The sequence below is a fragment of the Brakhagea slesvicensis genome (assembly GCF_052161625.1).
In the GTDB taxonomy this organism is placed as follows: Bacteria; Planctomycetota; Planctomycetia; order Pirellulales; family Pirellulaceae; genus JBKCUI01.
This window is the reverse complement of sequence record NZ_CP197412.1, coordinates 1795197-1813616: the sequence shown is the minus strand read 5'-3', so window position 1 is coordinate 1813616 and position 18420 is coordinate 1795197. Positions and strand designations below refer to the sequence as shown.

Below are 18420 nucleotides of genomic sequence, written 5' to 3'. Positions count from 1 at the left end.
CTTACCTCACCATCAAGATTTCATGGCATCGCATTTCACTGAACCACCACGAATCTGTTGTATCGGTGCTGGGTATGTAGGGGGACCTACGATGGCAATGATTGCCAAGCAATGCCCCGATATACCCGTTCATGTCGTCGACTTGAACTCCGCTCGTATCCAAAAATGGAACTCCGATGATTTGCCGGTCTACGAGCCGGGCCTCGATTCGATTGTAAGGGAGGCGCGAGGCAGAAACCTTCGATTCTCTACGAACGTCGAGCAAGCGATCCAGGAATCGAACATCATCTTTATGGCGGTCAACACACCGACCAAATCCTTTGGCGTGGGTGCGGGGCGAGCGGCCAATTTGGAGTTTGTTGAAAAGTGTGCTCGCACCATCGCAGAGCATTCGACTGGCCATAAGGTCGTCGTGGAGAAATCGACACTCCCAGTTCGAACCGCTGAAGCCATCAAACGCATCCTTCAGAATTCGGTCAGCGGTGCGACCTTCGATGTGCTCAGCAATCCTGAATTCCTCGCCGAAGGCACAGCCGTTCAAGACTTGCTCAATCCGGATCGAGTTCTCATCGGTGGCGAATCCCCGGATGCCATCGAAAGGCTTGCATCTATCTACGGTCGGTGGGTGGCACGCGAAAGAATTCTTACCACCAATCTGTGGAGCAGCGAGCTCTCCAAACTTACAGCGAATGCATTTCTCGCACAGCGAGTCTCCTCGATCAATGCCATCTCCGCTCTATGCGAGGCGACAGGAGCCGATGTCGATGAGGTATCTCGAGCCATCGGCACCGACTCTCGAATTGGCCCCAAGTTTTTGAAGGCATCGGTTGGCTTTGGTGGCTCCTGCTTCCAAAAAGATATCCTGAATCTGGTTTACCTCTGCGAGCACTTCGGATTGCGTGAAGTCGCGAAGTATTGGGAACAAGTCGTCGTGATGAATGACTACCAAAAGCGTCGTTTCTCGGAACGAATTGTCCGCACCATGTTTAATTCCGTATCCAATAAGCGCATTGCGATCCTCGGTTTTGCATTCAAAAAGGACACCAACGACACGCGAGAATCGGCCGCGATTTATGTCTGCCGCGACTTGCTGGAGGAACGCGCTCAACTGGCGATCTATGATCCGCAAGTGAGTGAAGAGCAGATTCGACAGGATCTGCACAAAGCATTTGCGAACTCGCTTGGCGGACTGTCCGATTTGCATCGCGAACTCATCGATCGCAATGTTACCGTGTGCGATACGCTCTACGAAGCAGCCGACAAAGCGCACGCACTGACATTTCTTACTGAGTGGGATGAGTTCAAAACGCTGGATGCCGCCAAAGTACTCCGATCAATGCATCGGCCCGCTTTCGTCTTCGACGGCCGGAACATTATCGATCGCGCGCGCATGGTCCAACTCGGATTCGAAGTGCATAGCATCGGTCGATCGCCGGATATATCGTAGACTACGATGCTGGTCATTTGCGTACAGACCGATGTCGCATCGTCACATTGAACGATAGACGAAAGTAGAAACGTAGTCTTCTATGAAAGATGAATGCGCACCTGGGCCAAGGTAGCCGCTTCTTCGTCGCTGTGGGTTACATGGAGGACAGTCATACCAGATTGACGGTGGACCTCTTTTAACAGCGTCTGTAGTTCGACGCGTGTCGTTTCGTCCAACGAACGGAGCGGTTCATCGAGCAACAGGATCTCGGGGCGAAACGAGAGGGCTCGTCCCAAAGCAACACGCTGCGACTCTCCACCGCTTAGGGCTTGCGGATAGCGATGCAGCAGAGGCTCGATGCCAAGCTCCACTGCTATCTCGCGAACCCGGCGTCGGATCCTCTCCCGACTCCAACTTTGCACGCGCAGGGGAAACGCAAGTTGTTGTTCTACCGTCATGGTCGGGAACAGTGCTAAATCTTGGGGGACATACCCGAGCTGACGATCCGCGACAGCTAAATGGGTTACTTCCTTCGCACCGATCCAAATCTGTCCCGACGCGATCGGCTTCAACCCGCAAATGGCTTCCATAACCGTTGTCTTCCCGACTCCAGTTGGTCCCATCAACGCGGCATAGCACCCCGATTCGATACGGAACGAAACATGTTCACGACGAAAGCTGCCCGAGCACGCTGTCACGTCGATGAGTTCGATCATGCGGCACGCTCTCCACCCAGCCATCGGACTAGCACAAGTGAAACGACGGCAATAGCAACCATGAGCAGCGAGACGGCTACTGCCCCTTCCAGTTCACCGATGCTCAGTTCCAAAAACACAGAAGTCGAAAGCACCTCCGTGCGAAATCGCGTCGCTCCTGCAAAGACAAGAATTGGACCGAACTCTCCCAAAGAACGGGCCCATGCGACTGTAAACGCTGCCATCAACCCCTTCCAAGCTTGCGGCAATGCGATCTCCAAAAATGCTCTTCCTCGGGTGCATCCGAATGTTCTCGCTATATCTTCATAACGGCTTGGTATCTGTTCGAACGTGACTCGCAACGTTCGAACTGCAAATGCCGTGGCAACCGCGAATTGAGCGAGGACCACAGCCGGCCAGTGATACGTCACAGGAAATCCATGTCGTCCGCGCAACCACTCCTCCAGCACAATGCCTTCGCTCGTTCCAAACCAATCGGAAAAGGGAAACGGGCGATGAAAGAGGACGAGCAGACTGATTCCCACTACCAAAGGCGGGAGTACGACCGGGATATCGACAATCGTATCGATCCATGCCTTGCCTCGAAACGAGTATCGGGCGAGGAGGTAGGCGAGTGGGGTCGCCACCCACAATGCCATGATGGATGCAAGCGTGCACGTTTGTATGGTCAGCCAAAACGCAGCCAGTATCTCTCGCTTTCCAAAGACTTTTGCGAAATCACTTGGCGAGACAAACAAGCAATCGGCGAGGACCAATAACACAATAAGCAGCACGTAAGCGGAGGATAGCCCCCCCAACGTTAGCAAAAACAGACGATCTCGCCATCGACGACTAGGGTTGGGATTCAGGGGCATTCCTCCATGCTCGCTCCGGAGCCCTGTTCGGATCGATCGTGTCAAATCCGTACTTCTGATAAACCTTGATACCATCGTCGGGGGAGGTAATAAACCGAGCGAATCGAATCGCGGCCTCGCGAGAAGGAGGCCCGTGAATTACCCCCACTGAAACTTGGTTAGTCGCACCCGCTAGTTCAGCAAGTTCCAAGAACTCCAAATCGGGGTAAGTCGATAGCATCGCATCGTAGACAATTCCCACATCAGCGACCCCTAATCGGATATCGTTGGCGACTTCATTCACATTCGATCGGAACGCTAAAGTCGCCAGTTCCAGGTCTCGCCAAAGGTTCGCTCGCTGCAGGTTCTGTCGCGTTTGTTGACCGACAGCTGCCGCGTCCGGATTCGCCTGAACCAATCGAATCTTCGGTTGGAGAATCGAGCTCCATCCTGTGATCCCTTTTGGGTTCCCTTTTCTGACTGCAAGACCGATGCGCATGGTTGCGATCGGAAAGACTTGGTCAACCAATCCCTTCTCCATCGCCATGTGGAGGTAGCTGTCATCGGCCGGGAGAAACAAACCGCCACTCTTCGCGATCTCCAACTGGGCCAAAAGAGTTTGCGATGCACCGAAATGGATAACAACACGATTGCCGGTCTTCGCTTCATAGAGCTGGCAGATCTCTTCAAGCACCGCTCGGTTGCTGGATGCGACATAAAGTTGCACCTCCTCTTCACTCGCTCGCGCGGAATCCTCGCCTACTCGCGAATAGGCCAAAGGTGGAGACGAGCGCACAAGCGAAATGACGATGCCGACGGCTACAACAATAGAAAGACCTAATGCGATGAAAACTTTGGCCATCCGCGAACTCAACTCATTGTGAAGAAACGAGCCATGCCATTCGGCGGCGATACGTTTCTTCATCCAATCGGTCTGTTAGAAACTGATAAGTGAGAATGTACTTCTGAATTCTCTCTCGATCCTCGTCTTCGTACCCTTCCCGATAGGCCACTCGATCGAGTCGATAGTTGTCCTGCAAATCCAGTAGTTTCGCGGCCCTCGCAATAGGGTTTCGCTGCAGCAGTACTATGTAGTCTGCGTAAGACATCTCGCGACTATGCGTGAGGAGCCGGACTGCTTCGCACGCCTCCAAGTCGATGCCTGCCTCGAGCAAGTCTTGAAGTGTGGCTGTGGTGTCCTCTAAGACATCGTGAAGTGCGGCTGCCTGCTGAACCAACGGGTCCTCGCTCAGCAGCATCATTCGAAGTGGGTGCAGAATGTAGGGGGCACCCTCTTTGTCTCGTTGACCACGATGGAAACGGGTCGCGAGCTCGATCGCTTTCTCAAGCGGGCTCCCGATCTGGGATGATGGCGGCTTCTCCAAGTTCATCGATCATCGTCCAACGAATCGTCGTCTAAAGAATCGTCATCCAACGAATCGTCATCGAAGTCCGGGTGCATAGGATCGTCTGGGTCGAGAAAGAAGTCACCCAGACCATGAGGTAATGTATTCGCACCGAGAGACCGGGACTTCCTCGCTCGAGCCGCTTGCAAATCCAAGGCATCTTCGCCGAGACAGGAGACCAACGCCTGTCGCCAGACTTGATCCTTGGCAACGGGGTGCGTAGGGTCCTGCGCTAATAGTTTCATCGCGTAGCGCAGCAGTTGAATGCCATCGCGAGCGGAATAATCCAGCTGCAACGAATGCGATTGTTGCAGGAAGTCGATGGTCAACGTTAAAAGTTCTTCCGCCGCAAAGGGGAGATGGTATTTCAAAATTGCAAGCTCATCTTCGCGGTTCGGGAACCCGACCGCGAGAGAGGGTTGAAGCCGACTCATGATGTAATCGGGAATCTCATAGGTCGAGTCATCCTGATTCATGGTTACCGCGCATCGAAAGTCGCGGTGGGCTTGGATGGAAACCCCAGCCACAATCGACTCGACATATCGACGATGGTCTAGCAGGGGAGCAAGAGACGCCCAAGACTTTTCATTCATCCGATTCCCTTCGTCCAGAATACAGACCGCTCCCTTGATCATCGCGGTCACCAAAGGGGAGGCATGGTACGCGATTTTTCCATCGCTCCCTAAGATTGGAGTGATCAGCAGGTCTTCTGGCCGCGTGTCTGCGGTACACTGGTAAATGTAGAGCGATTGGTTTCTCGCTTTGGCGGCAGCCATTGCCAAGGCGGTTTTGCCGATGCCAGGCGGTCCCACTAAACGAGGTGCGAGGGGGAGATCTTTTTCATCGACAACGAGCCAACAGGCCATCAATTGCCGCAACACCTCGCCTTGACCGATCCACTGCAATTCGTTTGTTATCGGGTTGCTGAGCGTAAGGCTGACGCCATCGATTTGAATTTTATCCTGCATAACGGTCGGTTAGATTTTGGACTGGCCACGGAAGGTAGAGAAGTGCGGGACGGGATTCGCATGCAAGAGGATTGTACCAGATTCGACCACGGAGTATCCCCAAGTGAGCGATAGCTTTCGTTTGGATGATAAAGTGACCCTGCTACCTGTCGTGCATCGTAGCGGAGCCAACGCCCGAGCTGTGGAGGAATGGCTGCTTCAGCATCAAGTCGATTGCTTGGCCGTCCCGCTCCCACCCTCGTTTCGCGAGTCGGTTCTCGCCGGAGTTGAGCAGCTCCCTACGATTTCCTTGGTCGCTCAAGCCCCGGCAGCCAGTTCGCGTTGGGAGGCGGAGCAAGCATGGCTCGATTCGGACGTCTCGGACGAGTCCGATAATGAAGACGATCGCGACGATGACGATGTCGATGACGATGACTCCGAGCCCTCTCCCTACGCGGATGCGTCGCTGCCATACAGCTATGTTCCCATCGATCCGAGTCAAAGCGTCATCGCTGCCATTCGATACGCGATGGGGGAACGCATCCCCATTCGATTTGTGGATCTCGAAACGGATGTTTTCACGGGGGATGAAGAATTCCTAATTCCCGATGGTTTTGCGCTCAAAGAAGTACCGCTCGAAACCTACAACGCGGCCATCTTGACGGCTGTCCCTCGCCCTCAATCCGAGCAAGTCCTGGCGAGAATCGAAGCGATGGCTTCCAAACTGCTCTCTCTCCGCCAGCACTACAAAAAGATCGTGATGCTCTGCTCTGTGGGGCATTGGCCTTGGCTACGTGAATCCTACCAAAGGCAGCTCGTAAAGCCTTGGGTGGCCGACGAGGATTTTCATGACGAGCCTGCAGTCAATCACTCGGTCGATGAATCGACCTTGGTGTTTCTTCTCGGCGAGCTTCCTTACATTACGGCCGTCTACGAACAATCCCGCTACGACTTGTCCGATGAACCGCACGCCGCCGCCATCGACGGGGTGAAGCGTCTCCTCCTTTCGGCCCGCGCATCCTACTTAGCCGACTTTGGTCAACGCGCTCGGCGCATCTCGCCTCTTCTGCTTTCGCAGTGTTTGAAGTACATCCGCAATTTGACATTACTTGATCGGCGGCTCACGCCAGACATGTACACCTTGGTATTGGCTGCGAAACAAACCTGTGGCGACCAATTCGCAATTCACGTTGCGGAGACCCTTCGCAATTTTGCTTTCCAAGAGCCTTTGCCGTGGTCCTCGGTCCAAATGGGGATTCATCAAATGCGATTGCCTGATGGAGAAGTTGTTCCCGCCATCAGCCGACTAGGACAGCATCTTGGAGAGTGGCGAACCCTTCAGCTCAATCGCCGACCGTTGAAAGACGAGTCCCGGCAGTGGCGACTGCAATGGAATCCCTACAAGCAATGCTCTTGGCTACCCGATGATGCGAAAATCGAGAGCTTCCGAACGCGAGTGATTGAACGAGCACGAGCCCTGATCGGAGCGGACTTGGCCCGTAGCGAAAAATTCACGACAAGCTTGATGGACGGTATCGACATCCGCGAGACGCTGCGTCATTGGTACGATGGTCAGCTGTATGTGAAGGTTCAGCCCCCAAGCATTGGAACGTTGGATGCGTGCGTCTTCATCTTCGATCCCGCTCCTGACCCGAAGGTTTATTCGTGGCAGACGACTTGGTTCGCTGAGTTTGCCTGGGAATCAACTCTCGCATTCTATGCAACCGATTTCTCACGCGAGATCCTTGGTCCAGGCATCGCGGTAGCGACCTACGGTGGAGCGATGTTCCTGTTTCCTCCCAAGCCAATACCGGACATTTGGAAAGACCGCGAACTGCAATTCGCGGACACACTAGAAGAGAGGTTGATTGCGGCGGCGTGCAAGCATTCCGAGGCAAAGCAAATCGCCCTCTTGTCGCCGATTGCTCCGACAGCGTCATGGCGGCGAATTGCCAAGCAATTCGGCAAATCGCTCGTGCACGTCCCTCTCTCCCAATTCAGCGATGCGATGGTTGCCCAATTGCGAACCGTTCATGTACTGAACGGCCAAGAAGTACGGAGTTATGCAGCCCACTTTATCCGGCAAGCATGAATGGGTCCTCCCACGTTATGGTTTTGCTTGGTCGGGAGAGAGGATCTGGAAGTGAATGTTGCGCATCCAAACTTCGCTCCCGTGATCGGTTAGCATCAGCTTGCCGCGAAAGGTCTTTCCGAATCCCTCGGCATCATTGAACTTGCTCGCCTGGTAACGACGCTCCCAATCGGAATCGCCGATCGTGGCAGAAACGATTTTCTTACCGTTGAGCCAGTGCTCCAGCTTGGGGCCTTGCGCGATAATTTTGGCTGTGTTCCACTCTCCAGCAGGGTGAAGCAGCTTTTCACTGTTCGGTTCGTAGAGGTCGTAGATGGCTCCCGTGCTGTTCTTGGGCTCGACTTTCTTGGCATGGTGATCGTCGTAGATTTGATATTCGAATCCAAGCCACCTGCCACCGTAGTTTCGTACCCGATACTTGATCCCGCTGTTCCCCGACTTGGCCACTTTGAACTCAAAGCTCAGCTCGAAGTCATCAAACTCATCCTTGGTTAGCAGATTCCCTCCTCGCGGGATCTCCGCACCGCGTTTGAGATGAATCTCACCCGCCTGGCACTCCCAAGCAGCTGGAGCCGACTTTCCATCGAAAGATTGCCATCGCTCCATGGAGGAGGAGAGGAATGGACTCCTCGACGGCTCTTCCGAGTATCCGCGACCGGCAACCAGACAGAAAAGGGCTAGGATGGAGAGGTGCGAGAGGAAACGCATTCGTGACCGAGGATAGACAACCATGGCGAGACTCGATTGGGGAGCAAGAGAGGACGGAGCGACTTGGGAACCGGGTGGGACACTTTAGTATATCTAACGCGAAATGCGCCGCTCGCTTCCGGCGCAAGGATGACAACGGCCGGTTGAACTTTACAATACAAGCCCTCGAGAACCAAACAAGGAATCCAAGCCTATGTCCCAAGCGGATGCTCCGCCCGAACTGATCGAATTGGTGACTGCTGCGCGGGAAGCGGCTGCCAAGGCCTATAATCCGTATAGCCAATTCTCGGTCGGCGCTGCGATTCGCACATCGAGCGGGCGGATTTTCGCCGGGTGCAATATCGAGAACGCCTCCTACTCCGTCACGCTTTGCGCCGAAAGGGTCGCCGGCTCTCAAGCGATATTGCAGCGTGAATTCCGTTGGGAGAGCATGGTCGTTCTATCCCCGCAACGTGTTTCATTGTGCGGCGTTTGTAGGCAATTTTGCCATGAGTTCGCACCTCAAATGCGAGTATGGACAGGTTTCTTGCTCGATGATCCGCTTCTAGTGGGACCCTTCCTTCTGTCGGATCTGTTGCCTGATGGCATGACTCTGGATCATCGCAACTCCCCATCATGACCGCTAACCTATCTACGTCAGAATCGCTCGATCAAGCGTTCGAAGCGAAGAGGAGCCGCTACGTTATCGGCATTGACCTCGGTACAACCAACTGCGCAGTCTCGTTTATCGACACGAGTGTGTTGCAACCGAATGGCGGTCCCGCCCAAGTCCAGACCTTTCCGATCGAGCAGATGATCGATTCCGGGACGCGACAGCATAACGAGACTCTTCCATCGTTTCACTACGAGCTTCAATCGGCTGAACGGTCCGGTATCGATTCCCGGTTTCAGTTTGGCGATTCTAGCCATGCCGGAGTTGTCGGAACTTTCGCGCGCGACCGAGGGCTGGAAATGCCCGGACGAGCGATTACCTCCGCCAAGAGTTGGCTTTGCAATCCTATGGTCGACCGGCAAAGCGACTTGTTGCCATGGGGAGCCGACGAGGATGTCGAAAAGCTTTCACCAGTGGAAGCGAGCCGTCGCTACTTGGAACATATTCGCCGCTGCTGGGATCGCGAACATCCTGATGCACCGATGCATGAACAAGACACGATTGTTACGCTACCGGCTTCCTTTGACGAGCTGGCGAGGCGATTGACCATTCTCGCAGCGGAGCAGGCTGGGTTGAAGCAATTGGTGTTGATCGAAGAACCGCAAGCCGCGTTCTATGCTTGGTTAGGACGGCATGAACAAGACTGGATGGAACGCATAACACCAGGTCAAACCATCTTGGTGTGCGATATCGGTGGAGGTACGACTGACTTCACATTGATCCGTGTCGTCGATCGAACTTCTGTTGCTTCCACTTCCATCGATGAGCGCGATCAAAGCCAATCCGTTTCGGAGAACCTACAAAAGAACTATGGCTTGCACCGAGTAGCTGTCGGCGAGCACCTCATGCTCGGAGGAGACAACCTTGATTTGGCTCTTGCTCGTTGGGCGGAGTCGCAATGGATTCAGAACTCGCCGGGTGGTGAAAGCCTCAAGCCGCGGCAATGGGATGCGTTGAAGCTCCAGTGCCGCGGTGCGAAAGAGGCTTTGCTCGGATTGAATCCACCCAAAGAATATCGGCTTAGTATCCCGGGGAGCGGAGCTAAGCTGATTGAATCGGCGCGATCAGTCGTGATGGCCTTGTCCGATGCAACAACACTTTTGGTGGATGGCTTCTTCGGATCCGTCGATTTGCACGATCGTCCCAGCAGCGTGGACTCAGGTTTTCAAGAATTTGGGCTCCCCTATGCCGCTGACCCGAATGTATTACGCCATCTCGCAGCCTTTCTTTGGGATCATCGATGGGCTGGCCGTTCCGACACGCAAGAAACCATGTCCGATCTCATGGCCGCGCGCCCGAATTGGATTTTGTTCAATGGCGGAGTGCTCGAATCCCCTGCGATCAAATCGGCCATCCTCGATCAGATCGCGCGGTGGTTCGGGAAGGAGGATGGTTGGAGACCTGGCGAGTTATCAGGAAACCGATTGGATCTCGCGGTATCGCAGGGAGCTGCCTATTACGGGCAAGTGCGTCGCGGAGGGGGCATCCGAATCGATGCTCGGTTGGCAAAAACATACTACTTGCAAATCGAATCCGACCCTCCTCGGGCAATGTGCATCATGCCCGCGCAAGCCCAAACCGGAGAGCAATTCCTGTTGGACCAACATCCCTTGATGCTTTCTGTGGGGCAACCAGTCCAGTTTCCAATGTTCGTGAGCACGACACGTCTCTTGGATCGGCCCGGTGATGTCGTCGATATCGATCCGAACCAGATGGTTCCGACCGCTCCGATCCAAACGGTGCTCGAATTGCCACGGCGGAATCAACAACGCATCCTCCCTGTGTTGCTCGAATCCGAACTGAGCGAGATCGGTACCCTCGCTATTCAACTGCGAGTCGATCAACAATCCGAGGAGCAATCCTATCCAGAGGCCGGGCCTGCAACGCCCAACCTCCCGCTGGCGTGGCGACTGGAGTGCGACACGCGTGGCGAATCATCGGGACTACGGAACAGACTGCAAAAAGCGGTCGATGTCGAAGTTCTCCGCAAGGCAACGCAGGGGGGAGTACGCGTATTCGGCCCCGAGACCATTACGTCTCCGAAGGATGCATGGGAGAGGCTGAGCGAGGAAGTCGGATTGAATCGTCGCGACTGGGAACCAGGTGTATTGCGGGAGATTTGGCGCGTGCTGATGGAAAATAACGAATATCGAAATCGATCTCCGGAACATGAGACCCGATGGCTTAATGTACTTGGTTGGTCCTTGCGACCAGGATTTGGTATCCCAGCCGATAGTTGGCGCGTGCAGTCGACCTGGAGGGCGGTGCATAACAAGCTGGTGCACCGAAACGCGGCGGTTCAATCGGAAGCGATCGTGCTTTGGCGTCGCATTGCAGGAGGATTTACGAGCGGACAACAAACAGCGTTGTATCAGGATGTTTGGTCCAAGCTGAAGCCGACCCTTTCGGGAGGCGGCGGTTTGCCACTAGGGAACAATGTAGCAATGGAGTTGCTTCGATTGCTCGGATCGCTGGAGTTGCTTTCGAGCCAACACAAGGAATCGTTGTTGGAAACGTTGATTGCATCGCTGTCAAAAAAGCGATTGGAGCCGCTTGCGCCTGCGATTCTTTGGACCGCGGGTCGGTTGGGCACCCGCGTCCCTTTGTACGGTGGCTGGGACCAATTGGCCCGCGCCGAGAAATTGGAGGGGTTGCTGAAGAAGCTAATGTCGACCTCCGCAGTTAAGAGTGAATCGCTCCGAGGGTCCTATTCCTTGTGCTTGATGCAATGCGCGCAGCGAACGGGCGATCGTCGCCGCGACATCAGCCAGGGAACGCGACAGCAAATCCTGGCTGAGATGCATGCATTAGCGATGCCCGAGAAGCACTGGCAGCGAGTCGCGGAGGTGGGCGCGAGCGATCAAGATCTCGATGCCATCGTCGGCGAAAGCCTCCCGCTCGGATTCTCCCTTGCCTAACCCTTTCGGCTTTAGGTAACGAAAGCAAGGAATCGGACGAGGGGGGCTGTTAGACGATGGCATAAAAAAACGGCCCGCAAGGGGCCGTTCTCGATATCCGTTCAAGCGATCCTATAAATCGCCGTAGGCTCGTGAGGGTTAGCAAGCAACCGTTGCACTCTTGGTTAGCTTGCTGCGTCGGCGAGCATAAACACCCCCGATTACCCCTGCCAATCCAAGCAAAGCCATCGAGGAAGGCTCTGGGACTGCGGTGAAATTGAGTGTCACACCGTTGGTGCTGGAGGTCCAAGTGAAGAAGCCCTTGGAGGCATCCGGTGCTGCTGCACCTGCCAAAGTGATGTTGCCAAAGACACTGCCTGGAGCTGCGAAAGTTCCGGTGAATACGTTCCAGCTTTGGTTGGTGTTCCAAAAGGACTCCGTGATTGCATTCGAGATGTTGAGGACCGAGGTCGCTCCACTGTTGATCGAAAGCCCAGAACCACCCGAGACCACCACCGAATCGAAACCGGTCGTTTCATTGACCAAGTCCCAAGAGAAAGTAGATCCAGAGTCAAAAGCGAGCCCACCGTTGAATGCGAGCGATCCTTCAACAGAACCAATCCCAGGATTCAAGGTACCTCCGTTTTGAATCACAACCGAGTTACCGAATGAACCAAGCCCGGTCAGCGAGGAACCTGCACCCGATACAGCGGTCGTTCCGCTGACGGTTACTCCGGAAGCGACTTCCACACGTCCTCCACCGGAAAACGATACGGTCGACGCGCCCACATTGTTGTTGAGACGAACAACACCTGTCGCATCCGAATTCGTGATCTGCAAGTTCCCGCCACCCGTAATCGCACCAACGTTCAACGTTGCAGCTGCCGAGTTCGAAATCGAAACGTTTCCGGAGGAATTGGTGATACTGCCGATCGTGGTCGCGCCTGTACCGGTGTTCGACAACGAAACACCCGCTGCGCTGGAGATGCCGCTCGTCGACAACGTCCCGGCACCTGCCTTGGTCAGCGTCAGAAGGCCCGCTGAGTTCGTCAAAGTCCCTGTGAACGATGTGTTACCAGATCCTCCGACCGATACGGTCGAGCCCGAAACCGTCGCGTTACCAATCGTCACGCTGCCCGTATTGGAATTCGTAATGGCCAAACCGCCATTGCTGGTTAATGAACCGCTGAATGTGATCGCGCCAGTTCCTGTCTTATTGATAGTCAAGAAGCTGGAGCTGTTGGCGACGTTACCGCCGAACAACAACGCCCCACTGCCTGAGTTCGTAATCGTCTTGGTTCCGGTTCCAGCAAAAGAAGTTCCGGTGTTGACAGTCTGAGTGTTCGAACTGGCATTCGAAAAACTCGCAGGTCCTCCAACGCTCGTTCCGTTTAGTACTAGGGTACCGGTTGGGAAGGGCGCCAGTGTGAAAGCTGCGGCACCGCTGGCGAAACTCACGGAACCAACGGAGGTGTTACTAAAAACCGTTACCTCCGCACTGTTGCCTGGAACCAGCGATGAGAAAGTAGCCGTTCCATTGTCGCCGGGAGCAGCGCCACCTAGCCAGTTACTGCCATTGTCCCAGAGATATTTGCCCGCGAAAGGAGATAAAAAGTCCTCCTGCGTATCTCCTTCCCACGTTTGCGCTCGCAACTCGAGCGAGTGCCACCCAGCGAATAACAGTGCGAATGCCCACACTAAGGCGCTCGTGGATAATTTCATGAGTCTTCCCGCCTACCTTGCTTCTTCGGTGCCTAAATCAATAGTCGCACTGCATAGCCTAAAAAAGGCTCGTAGGAAAATCAAGAAATTTGCAGTAACTATTTTCAACAATAAAATTCGAAAAAATAGTCCGTTTTTTAAGGTACAAAGCTACTCGAATCACCGCTTTGATGGATTGCGTTGAACGAAGATACGCGACACGAAACAGGCGATCGTTGGACACCGATTTACCTGCAGTATCGCACCTTCTCCTATGCTCTGCATGAACGGACGCACCGGACCGTCAAACTAGAGTGTTTTTCTTTGTGTCTTTTTCACGCTCGGTTACAATACGCTGCATGACCTGGCTTTGATCAGGCCGGCGATCGAACTTTTCCTTAAAGGTTACACCTCAAATGAGCGTCAGACGGAAACAGGGTTTTACACTAGTCGAATTGCTGGTGGTTATTGCAATCATCGGCATTCTAGTCGGTTTATTGCTTCCTGCTGTCCAGGCGGCTCGCGAGGCTGCAAGAAGGATGCAGTGCCAGAACAACCTGAAACAGTTTGGGCTTGCGGCCATGAACCATGAAAGTGCTCTCAAGTACTTTCCGCCCATCATTCACACGAAGGTCTTTCCTTCGTCGGGTGGACCGGTTGCCCGGACTTCTGCAGCAAGCTTGCAAGTGGCCTTGCTGCCTTACTTCGAGCAAACAGCTGCTTATTCCTTGTTCGACTTGGACTACAACGTTGAGAGCGATACACCTATCGACCTTAGCCTTCCGTCCAAGCCAAATGCCAATGCCGCTGCGAGGGTGACGGAGGTGCCAAGCTTCCTTTGTCCATCCGACGGATCCGCTGAGCGCGTAACCAATTATGGACGCCTCAATTACCACGGGTGCATGGGTGGAGCGAACCTGTTTGGTGGAGCGACATTCAATGGTCTGTCCCTTGATGGGGTATTCTCCAAGTCGAGACCGACCAACCAAATCATGCGTGGACCAACGTTTGGCGAGATTAGCGACGGAACTAGCAACACCGCCCTTTTCGCAGAGGTGATGCGAAGCACGAGCATCAGCATCAACAACAACACCACTGCATTTCGAGGTTCTGCACCCTACACTGGTTTGCAGCTTCTCGATGGACGAACCGTTCCCGAGTGCATGCCCGGCGCCAGCTCCGGTAGCGTATTCCTCGATACGGGACTGAAGTATTACTACTTTGCTCCGAACAATACCACCTATACCCACACGCTTCCCCCAAACTGGAACAAGCGGGTTCAAACCGTTGCACAACAGCGCTACAATTGCTCCTCCAATGCGACGGTGGGCGGTGTTCCAAACTCCCAGCAGCACATGGCGGCATCCAGCTACCATACCGGTGGCGTGAACATTTGCCGTGCGGACGGATCGGTCTCGTTCCAGTCTGATGGAGTAGACTTCGTAGCGTGGCAATCCTTTGGAAGCCGTGCTGGTGGCGAAGTGGTTAACTTGAACGATTAGTCGGACCGGCTGCAAACAGCATCATCAAAAGGCTGCCTAAACGGGCGGCCTTTTTTTGTTGCAGCTCACCCCTCGCATGGTGATGGAGATCGAGCAGGTGCTGCACGATCAGAATGGAGAGAATGCTTCCATTCTGGCAAACGGCGGGATTATCCGTCGACGGGCCTATTGGCCTTCGCGAAGGACTCGCAACACGCTTTCGAAATCAGGCGGAAGGGGAGCGTTGAATCGCATCGGTTGCCCTGTCTTTGGATGCGCAAATTCGAGCTGGTAGGCGTGTAACGCTTGGCGTTCCATCTCGATCGTGTCATCACCTGGTCGCGGAGGGAGACCTTGCGCGACACGGCGCAGCAGCTGCCCGCGCGTGATTTGTGCATGGCCCCCATAGAGACGATCGCACAGGACGGGACATCCGATATGGGCCAAGTGCAATCGGATCTGATGTGTTCGTCCCGTCTTAGGCTGAACCTCCAGCAAAGCGTAACCGCGAAATCGCTCTTTCACTTCAAAAAAGGTAGACGCATCGCGACTCGATGGATGCCCGGATCGAATCGCCATCTTTTCTCGCTGGTAGGGATGGTGACCGATCGGCTGATGGATCCAATCTCGATCCCGATCCAGCGAACCAGAAACGATAGCTATGTAGGTTTTGGTCACTTCGCGGGCTTCGAATTGAGCGCTGAGCTTGAAGTGCACTTCATTGGTCTTCGCGATCGCAATCACGCCGCTTGTGTCACGATCAAGCCGGTGAACGATTCCGGGACGCGTTGAGCCTCCCGCATCGCTCAGTTGTTGGAAGTGGTGAGCGAGTGCGGCGGTGAGCGTACCTGACCAATGCCCCTTTGCAGGATGGACCACCATCCCTGCCGGTTTGTTGATGATCACCATCCCTTCGTCTTCATAGAGGATATCGAGCGGGATATCTTCCGCGATCGGTCCATCGGTCGGAGGGGGCGGGAGCAGATCGATGGCGACCTTCTGCCCAGCAAATACCTTGAACGCAGGCTTCACAGGCCGACCATCCACCGAGACTTGCTCCTCGGTGATCAAGCGACGCAGGAACACGCGACTGTACCCATCCAGCTTGAGAGTCATGAACAAATCGATGCGCTTTCCCGAATGCTCTTCGCAAACTTCGAGAACGACATCCCGCCGGGGGGGAAGGGGGTCGGTTGTTGATTGAGTGGGTGGCAGGGTGGCTTCCGTTTCGGAACCATCCTGTGGAAACTCAATCTCATCAAGAGGCAGAACCATCTTGCTCTTCTTCCTCGGATCCGTCGCATTCCCCATCGCATCCGCATTCGGAATGGAGCAAGCCAGGTTCGACCATAACTGCTTCGTCGGATTCCGGATTGATCAACAATCCGAACTCTTCGGACATGGGGCGGAGCAGGGACTCGCCGTCGACTTCGAACAAGTCGACCGACTCCCCTTCAATTTGATCCGCGATCGAATCGACAAACGTTTGTGCTGCTTCGCTATCCATGAAGGCGACGACGGCAGGAAACTCTTCGGTCTCTACGACCAAGGCCGAGAGGGCGTCTTCATCGTTTTCGTCGGAGGCGAGCGCGACGAGAGTGAATCGCTCGCTGCGGATCCACTGATCGACCGCGACATGATCGTCGTTATTGATCGCCTGGATCAAGCCCTCCAAGCGGTTGTTTTCACTGCCAGCGTTTGTCATTGCGAAGTCCTCGTTCGTTGAAAACCGATAGTTTGACAGAGGACCGCGAGGCTGGCTATCTCAAGCGATCAGAAATCGATTGAAAGTTGATGGGGCTGATCAGACGAGGAATTGCGGTCTAATTCCCCTTGCCTCTTCCCTTTGGTGAGTTTCCCAGCCAAAATAGCGAATCCTGTATTGTCCTGTTCTACGCTTCCTGTCGGAGAATCCTCCATGTCTCAATCGTCTCGCCGTTCCTTTATTCAGAAAGCCGCCGCTGCGAGCGCAGGCGTGGCTGCAGTCCCCTATTTCCATACCGCTGCCCATGCGACGTATGCCTCTCCCAATGACCGCTTCAAGATCGGATGCATCGGGGTCGGTAGCATGGGAACAGGCGATGCACGCGGCCATGCAAACTTCGGTGACATTGTCGCGGTTTGCGATGTCGATGCCAATCACATGGATCGCGCTCGCACCGATGACAAGATCGGCAAAGGAAAGGCAGACGCTTACAAAGACTACCGGCAGTTGCTTGATCGCAAAGACATCGAAGTGGTCAGCATCGTTACACCAGACCATTGGCACACCAAGATCGCCATCGAAGCGCTGCAAGCGGGCAAGCATGTCTTCTGTCAAAAGCCGCTCACCCTCACATTGCAAGAAAACCTCCTTATTCGCGCCGCTTGCAAAGCCAACCCCAAACTAGTCTTTGTGGTCGGTACTCAGCAGCGATCCGACAAAGATCGATTTCTCCGCGCCGTCAACATGGCACAGAAAGGGTTGCTGGGAGATCTAAAGCGTATCACCTGCGGCATCAACGGCAGTCCGACCGGCGGTCCCTTTGAAAAGGCGACTCCACCTGCCCAACTTGATTGGGACATGTGGCTTGGACAAGCGCCGAAAGTGGACTATTTGGAGAAGCGATGCCATTACGAATTCCGCTGGTGGTACGAGTACTCCGGAGGCAAGTTCACCGATTGGGGAGCTCACCACATCGATATCGCTCTATGGGCAGCCAATCTCACCGAGCAAGGAACGGGCCCGGTCGAAATCGACGGTCGCGATGCTAAGCACCCCGTGGAGTTCAAAGATGGTAACCCGACCGTCGACAACCAGTACAACACCTCCCATGACTTCAATATCATCCACAAGATGCCCAACGGACTGGAGATCGTTGTGACCAGCCGAGGCCGAAACGGGCTTCTCATCGAAGGCTCCAAGGGACGCGTCTTCGTCAATCGTGAAAAAATCGAAGGTCAGCCTATTGAAGAGAACTGGGACAAAGATGCGTTCACCCCAGAAGACTTGGTCAACCTCTATAAGAGCAAGAAGTTCGAAGGACACAAACAGAACTTCTATACCTGTATTCGCGAAGGTGGTCTGCCGGTCTCGGACGTTTACTCCCACCTTCAAACCATGAACATGTGTCACTTGTCCGCCATCGCTGCCCGCCTCAACCGAGTGATCAAGTGGAATCCGGCTACCGAGAAGATCGAAGGGGATGAACTCGCCGCATCCATGCAAGCTCGCGTCCAGCGAGAAGGGTTCGAGATCCCCAAGGTCGGCTAACGACTCGACAAACATACCTACCCCATTCGATTCGACGGGAGGCTTCGGCCTCCCGTTTTTATTTTCTCCACGCGAATGATTGGTCTCTATTCCGTCCCGATTACCTAGTTGGATGGTTTTGACGTAAAGGTGTTTAAACGCGCATAATATATTGTTTTGGTGATTAATCAGATTGTTAATGCAAATTTGCAAAAATCGGCAACACTGGTTTGTGCTGTGGATCTTAGACGGCTATTCTGAGCCTGGTAATGGATATTAGATGGCTCTGTTTGGGCCCTCGTTGCAATTTTACAAGGGTTACGATT

At 54.3% G+C, this 18420-nt stretch carries 15 protein-coding genes; 6 read left to right on the top strand and 9 right to left on the bottom strand.

Features of this window, described 5'->3' with window-relative positions:
• Positions 1-22 precede the first annotated feature (22 nt).
• Positions 23-1447: a UDP-glucose 6-dehydrogenase gene (locus SH467x_RS07060; RefSeq protein ID WP_482370570.1), complete on the top strand. Its 1425-nt coding sequence runs from the start codon at positions 23-25 to the stop codon at positions 1445-1447.
• A gap of 80 nt (positions 1448-1527) precedes the next feature.
• Here SH467x_RS07060 and SH467x_RS07055 read toward each other — a convergent pair whose 3' ends face one another.
• The 5 genes from SH467x_RS07055 to SH467x_RS07035 are packed head-to-tail and all read right to left on the bottom strand — an operon-like array spanning position 1528 to position 5352.
• Positions 1528-2145: an ATP-binding cassette domain-containing protein gene (locus SH467x_RS07055; protein ID WP_482370569.1), complete on the bottom strand. Its 618-nt coding sequence runs from the start codon at positions 2143-2145 to the stop codon at positions 1528-1530.
• Positions 2142-2999, bottom strand: coding sequence for an ABC transporter permease (locus SH467x_RS07050; RefSeq protein ID WP_482370568.1), 858 nt, complete (start codon positions 2997-2999; stop codon positions 2142-2144). The genes SH467x_RS07055 and SH467x_RS07050 overlap by 4 nt, the downstream gene beginning before the upstream one ends.
• Entirely contained in the window at positions 2977-3903 is a 927-nt protein-coding gene (gene modA, locus SH467x_RS07045) for a molybdate ABC transporter substrate-binding protein (protein ID WP_482370567.1), read from the bottom strand. Before modA ends, SH467x_RS07050 begins: the two co-directional genes overlap by 23 nt.
• Complete coding sequence (locus SH467x_RS07040; RefSeq protein WP_482370566.1) at positions 3854-4369, bottom strand: hypothetical protein; 516 nt, start codon at positions 4367-4369, stop codon at positions 3854-3856. The genes modA and SH467x_RS07040 overlap by 50 nt, the downstream gene beginning before the upstream one ends.
• Positions 4366-5352, bottom strand: coding sequence for an AAA family ATPase (locus SH467x_RS07035; RefSeq protein ID WP_482370565.1), 987 nt, complete (start codon positions 5350-5352; stop codon positions 4366-4368). The genes SH467x_RS07040 and SH467x_RS07035 overlap by 4 nt, the downstream gene beginning before the upstream one ends.
• Before the next feature lie 103 nt (positions 5353-5455).
• Between SH467x_RS07035 and SH467x_RS07030 the strand changes: the two genes are divergently transcribed.
• Entirely contained in the window at positions 5456-7423 is a 1968-nt protein-coding gene (locus SH467x_RS07030; protein WP_482370564.1) for a hypothetical protein, read from the top strand.
• 15 nt (positions 7424-7438) lie between these two features.
• On the opposite strand, the gene SH467x_RS07025 is transcribed toward SH467x_RS07030, so the two are convergent.
• Positions 7439-8155, bottom strand: a complete 717-nt coding sequence (locus SH467x_RS07025; protein WP_482370563.1) for a 3-keto-disaccharide hydrolase — start codon at positions 8153-8155, stop codon at positions 7439-7441.
• A 169-nt stretch (positions 8156-8324) separates the two neighbouring features.
• On the opposite strand from SH467x_RS07025, the gene SH467x_RS07020 reads away from it, so the two are divergent.
• Positions 8325-8750: a cytidine deaminase gene (locus SH467x_RS07020; protein WP_482370562.1), complete on the top strand. Its 426-nt coding sequence runs from the start codon at positions 8325-8327 to the stop codon at positions 8748-8750.
• Complete coding sequence (locus tag SH467x_RS07015; RefSeq protein ID WP_482370561.1) at positions 8747-11701, top strand: Hsp70 family protein; 2955 nt, start codon at positions 8747-8749, stop codon at positions 11699-11701. The genes SH467x_RS07020 and SH467x_RS07015 overlap by 4 nt, the downstream gene beginning before the upstream one ends.
• A 138-nt stretch (positions 11702-11839) precedes the next feature.
• On the opposite strand, the gene SH467x_RS07010 is transcribed toward SH467x_RS07015, so the two are convergent.
• Positions 11840-13402 (bottom strand): beta strand repeat-containing protein, encoded by a 1563-nt coding sequence (locus SH467x_RS07010; RefSeq protein ID WP_482370560.1) that lies wholly within the window; start codon positions 13400-13402, stop codon positions 11840-11842.
• Positions 13403-13797: 395 nt separating this feature from the next.
• Here SH467x_RS07010 and SH467x_RS07005 point away from each other — a divergent pair, with 395 nt between their 5' ends.
• The gene (locus SH467x_RS07005; RefSeq protein ID WP_482370559.1) at positions 13798-14883 is read left to right on the top strand and encodes a DUF1559 family PulG-like putative transporter; all 1086 of its coding nucleotides are present in this window, start codon (positions 13798-13800) and stop codon (positions 14881-14883) included.
• A gap of 165 nt (positions 14884-15048) precedes the next feature.
• On the opposite strand, the gene SH467x_RS07000 is transcribed toward SH467x_RS07005, so the two are convergent.
• Both SH467x_RS07000 and SH467x_RS06995 read right to left on the bottom strand, forming a co-directional pair.
• A complete protein-coding gene (locus SH467x_RS07000) occupies positions 15049-16137 on the bottom strand; it encodes an RluA family pseudouridine synthase (RefSeq protein WP_482370558.1) in 1089 nt (362 codons plus the stop codon).
• Positions 16121-16567: a hypothetical protein gene (locus SH467x_RS06995; RefSeq protein WP_482370557.1), complete on the bottom strand. Its 447-nt coding sequence runs from the start codon at positions 16565-16567 to the stop codon at positions 16121-16123. The genes SH467x_RS07000 and SH467x_RS06995 overlap by 17 nt, the downstream gene beginning before the upstream one ends.
• A gap of 213 nt (positions 16568-16780) precedes the next feature.
• Between SH467x_RS06995 and SH467x_RS06990 the strand changes: the two genes are divergently transcribed.
• Positions 16781-18115: a Gfo/Idh/MocA family protein gene (locus SH467x_RS06990; protein WP_482370556.1), complete on the top strand. Its 1335-nt coding sequence runs from the start codon at positions 16781-16783 to the stop codon at positions 18113-18115.
• Positions 18116-18420 lie beyond the last annotated feature (305 nt).

What these genes read in the sequence shown, in the direction of transcription:
- SH467x_RS07055 (WP_482370569.1), bottom strand. Translation starts at nt 2,145, where the DNA reads ATGATCGAACTCATCGACGTGACAGCGTGCTCGGGCAGCTTTCGTCGT.
- SH467x_RS07060 (WP_482370570.1), top strand. Translation starts at nt 23, where the DNA reads ATGGCATCGCATTTCACTGAACCACCACGAATCTGTTGTATCGGTGCT.
- SH467x_RS07035 (WP_482370565.1), bottom strand. Translation starts at nt 5,352, where the DNA reads ATGCAGGATAAAATTCAAATCGATGGCGTCAGCCTTACGCTCAGCAAC.
- SH467x_RS07025 (WP_482370563.1), bottom strand. Translation starts at nt 8,155, where the DNA reads ATGGTTGTCTATCCTCGGTCACGAATGCGTTTCCTCTCGCACCTCTCC.
- SH467x_RS07005 (WP_482370559.1), top strand. Translation starts at nt 13,798, where the DNA reads ATGAGCGTCAGACGGAAACAGGGTTTTACACTAGTCGAATTGCTGGTG.
- SH467x_RS07050 (WP_482370568.1), bottom strand. Translation starts at nt 2,999, where the DNA reads ATGCCCCTGAATCCCAACCCTAGTCGTCGATGGCGAGATCGTCTGTTT.
- modA (WP_482370567.1), bottom strand. Translation starts at nt 3,903, where the DNA reads ATGAAGAAACGTATCGCCGCCGAATGGCATGGCTCGTTTCTTCACAAT.
- SH467x_RS07040 (WP_482370566.1), bottom strand. Translation starts at nt 4,369, where the DNA reads ATGAACTTGGAGAAGCCGCCATCATCCCAGATCGGGAGCCCGCTTGAG.
- SH467x_RS06990 (WP_482370556.1), top strand. Translation starts at nt 16,781, where the DNA reads ATGTCTCAATCGTCTCGCCGTTCCTTTATTCAGAAAGCCGCCGCTGCG.
- SH467x_RS06995 (WP_482370557.1), bottom strand. Translation starts at nt 16,567, where the DNA reads ATGACAAACGCTGGCAGTGAAAACAACCGCTTGGAGGGCTTGATCCAG.
- SH467x_RS07000 (WP_482370558.1), bottom strand. Translation starts at nt 16,137, where the DNA reads ATGGTTCTGCCTCTTGATGAGATTGAGTTTCCACAGGATGGTTCCGAA.
- SH467x_RS07010 (WP_482370560.1), bottom strand. Translation starts at nt 13,402, where the DNA reads ATGAAATTATCCACGAGCGCCTTAGTGTGGGCATTCGCACTGTTATTC.
- SH467x_RS07020 (WP_482370562.1), top strand. Translation starts at nt 8,325, where the DNA reads ATGTCCCAAGCGGATGCTCCGCCCGAACTGATCGAATTGGTGACTGCT.
- SH467x_RS07015 (WP_482370561.1), top strand. Translation starts at nt 8,747, where the DNA reads ATGACCGCTAACCTATCTACGTCAGAATCGCTCGATCAAGCGTTCGAA.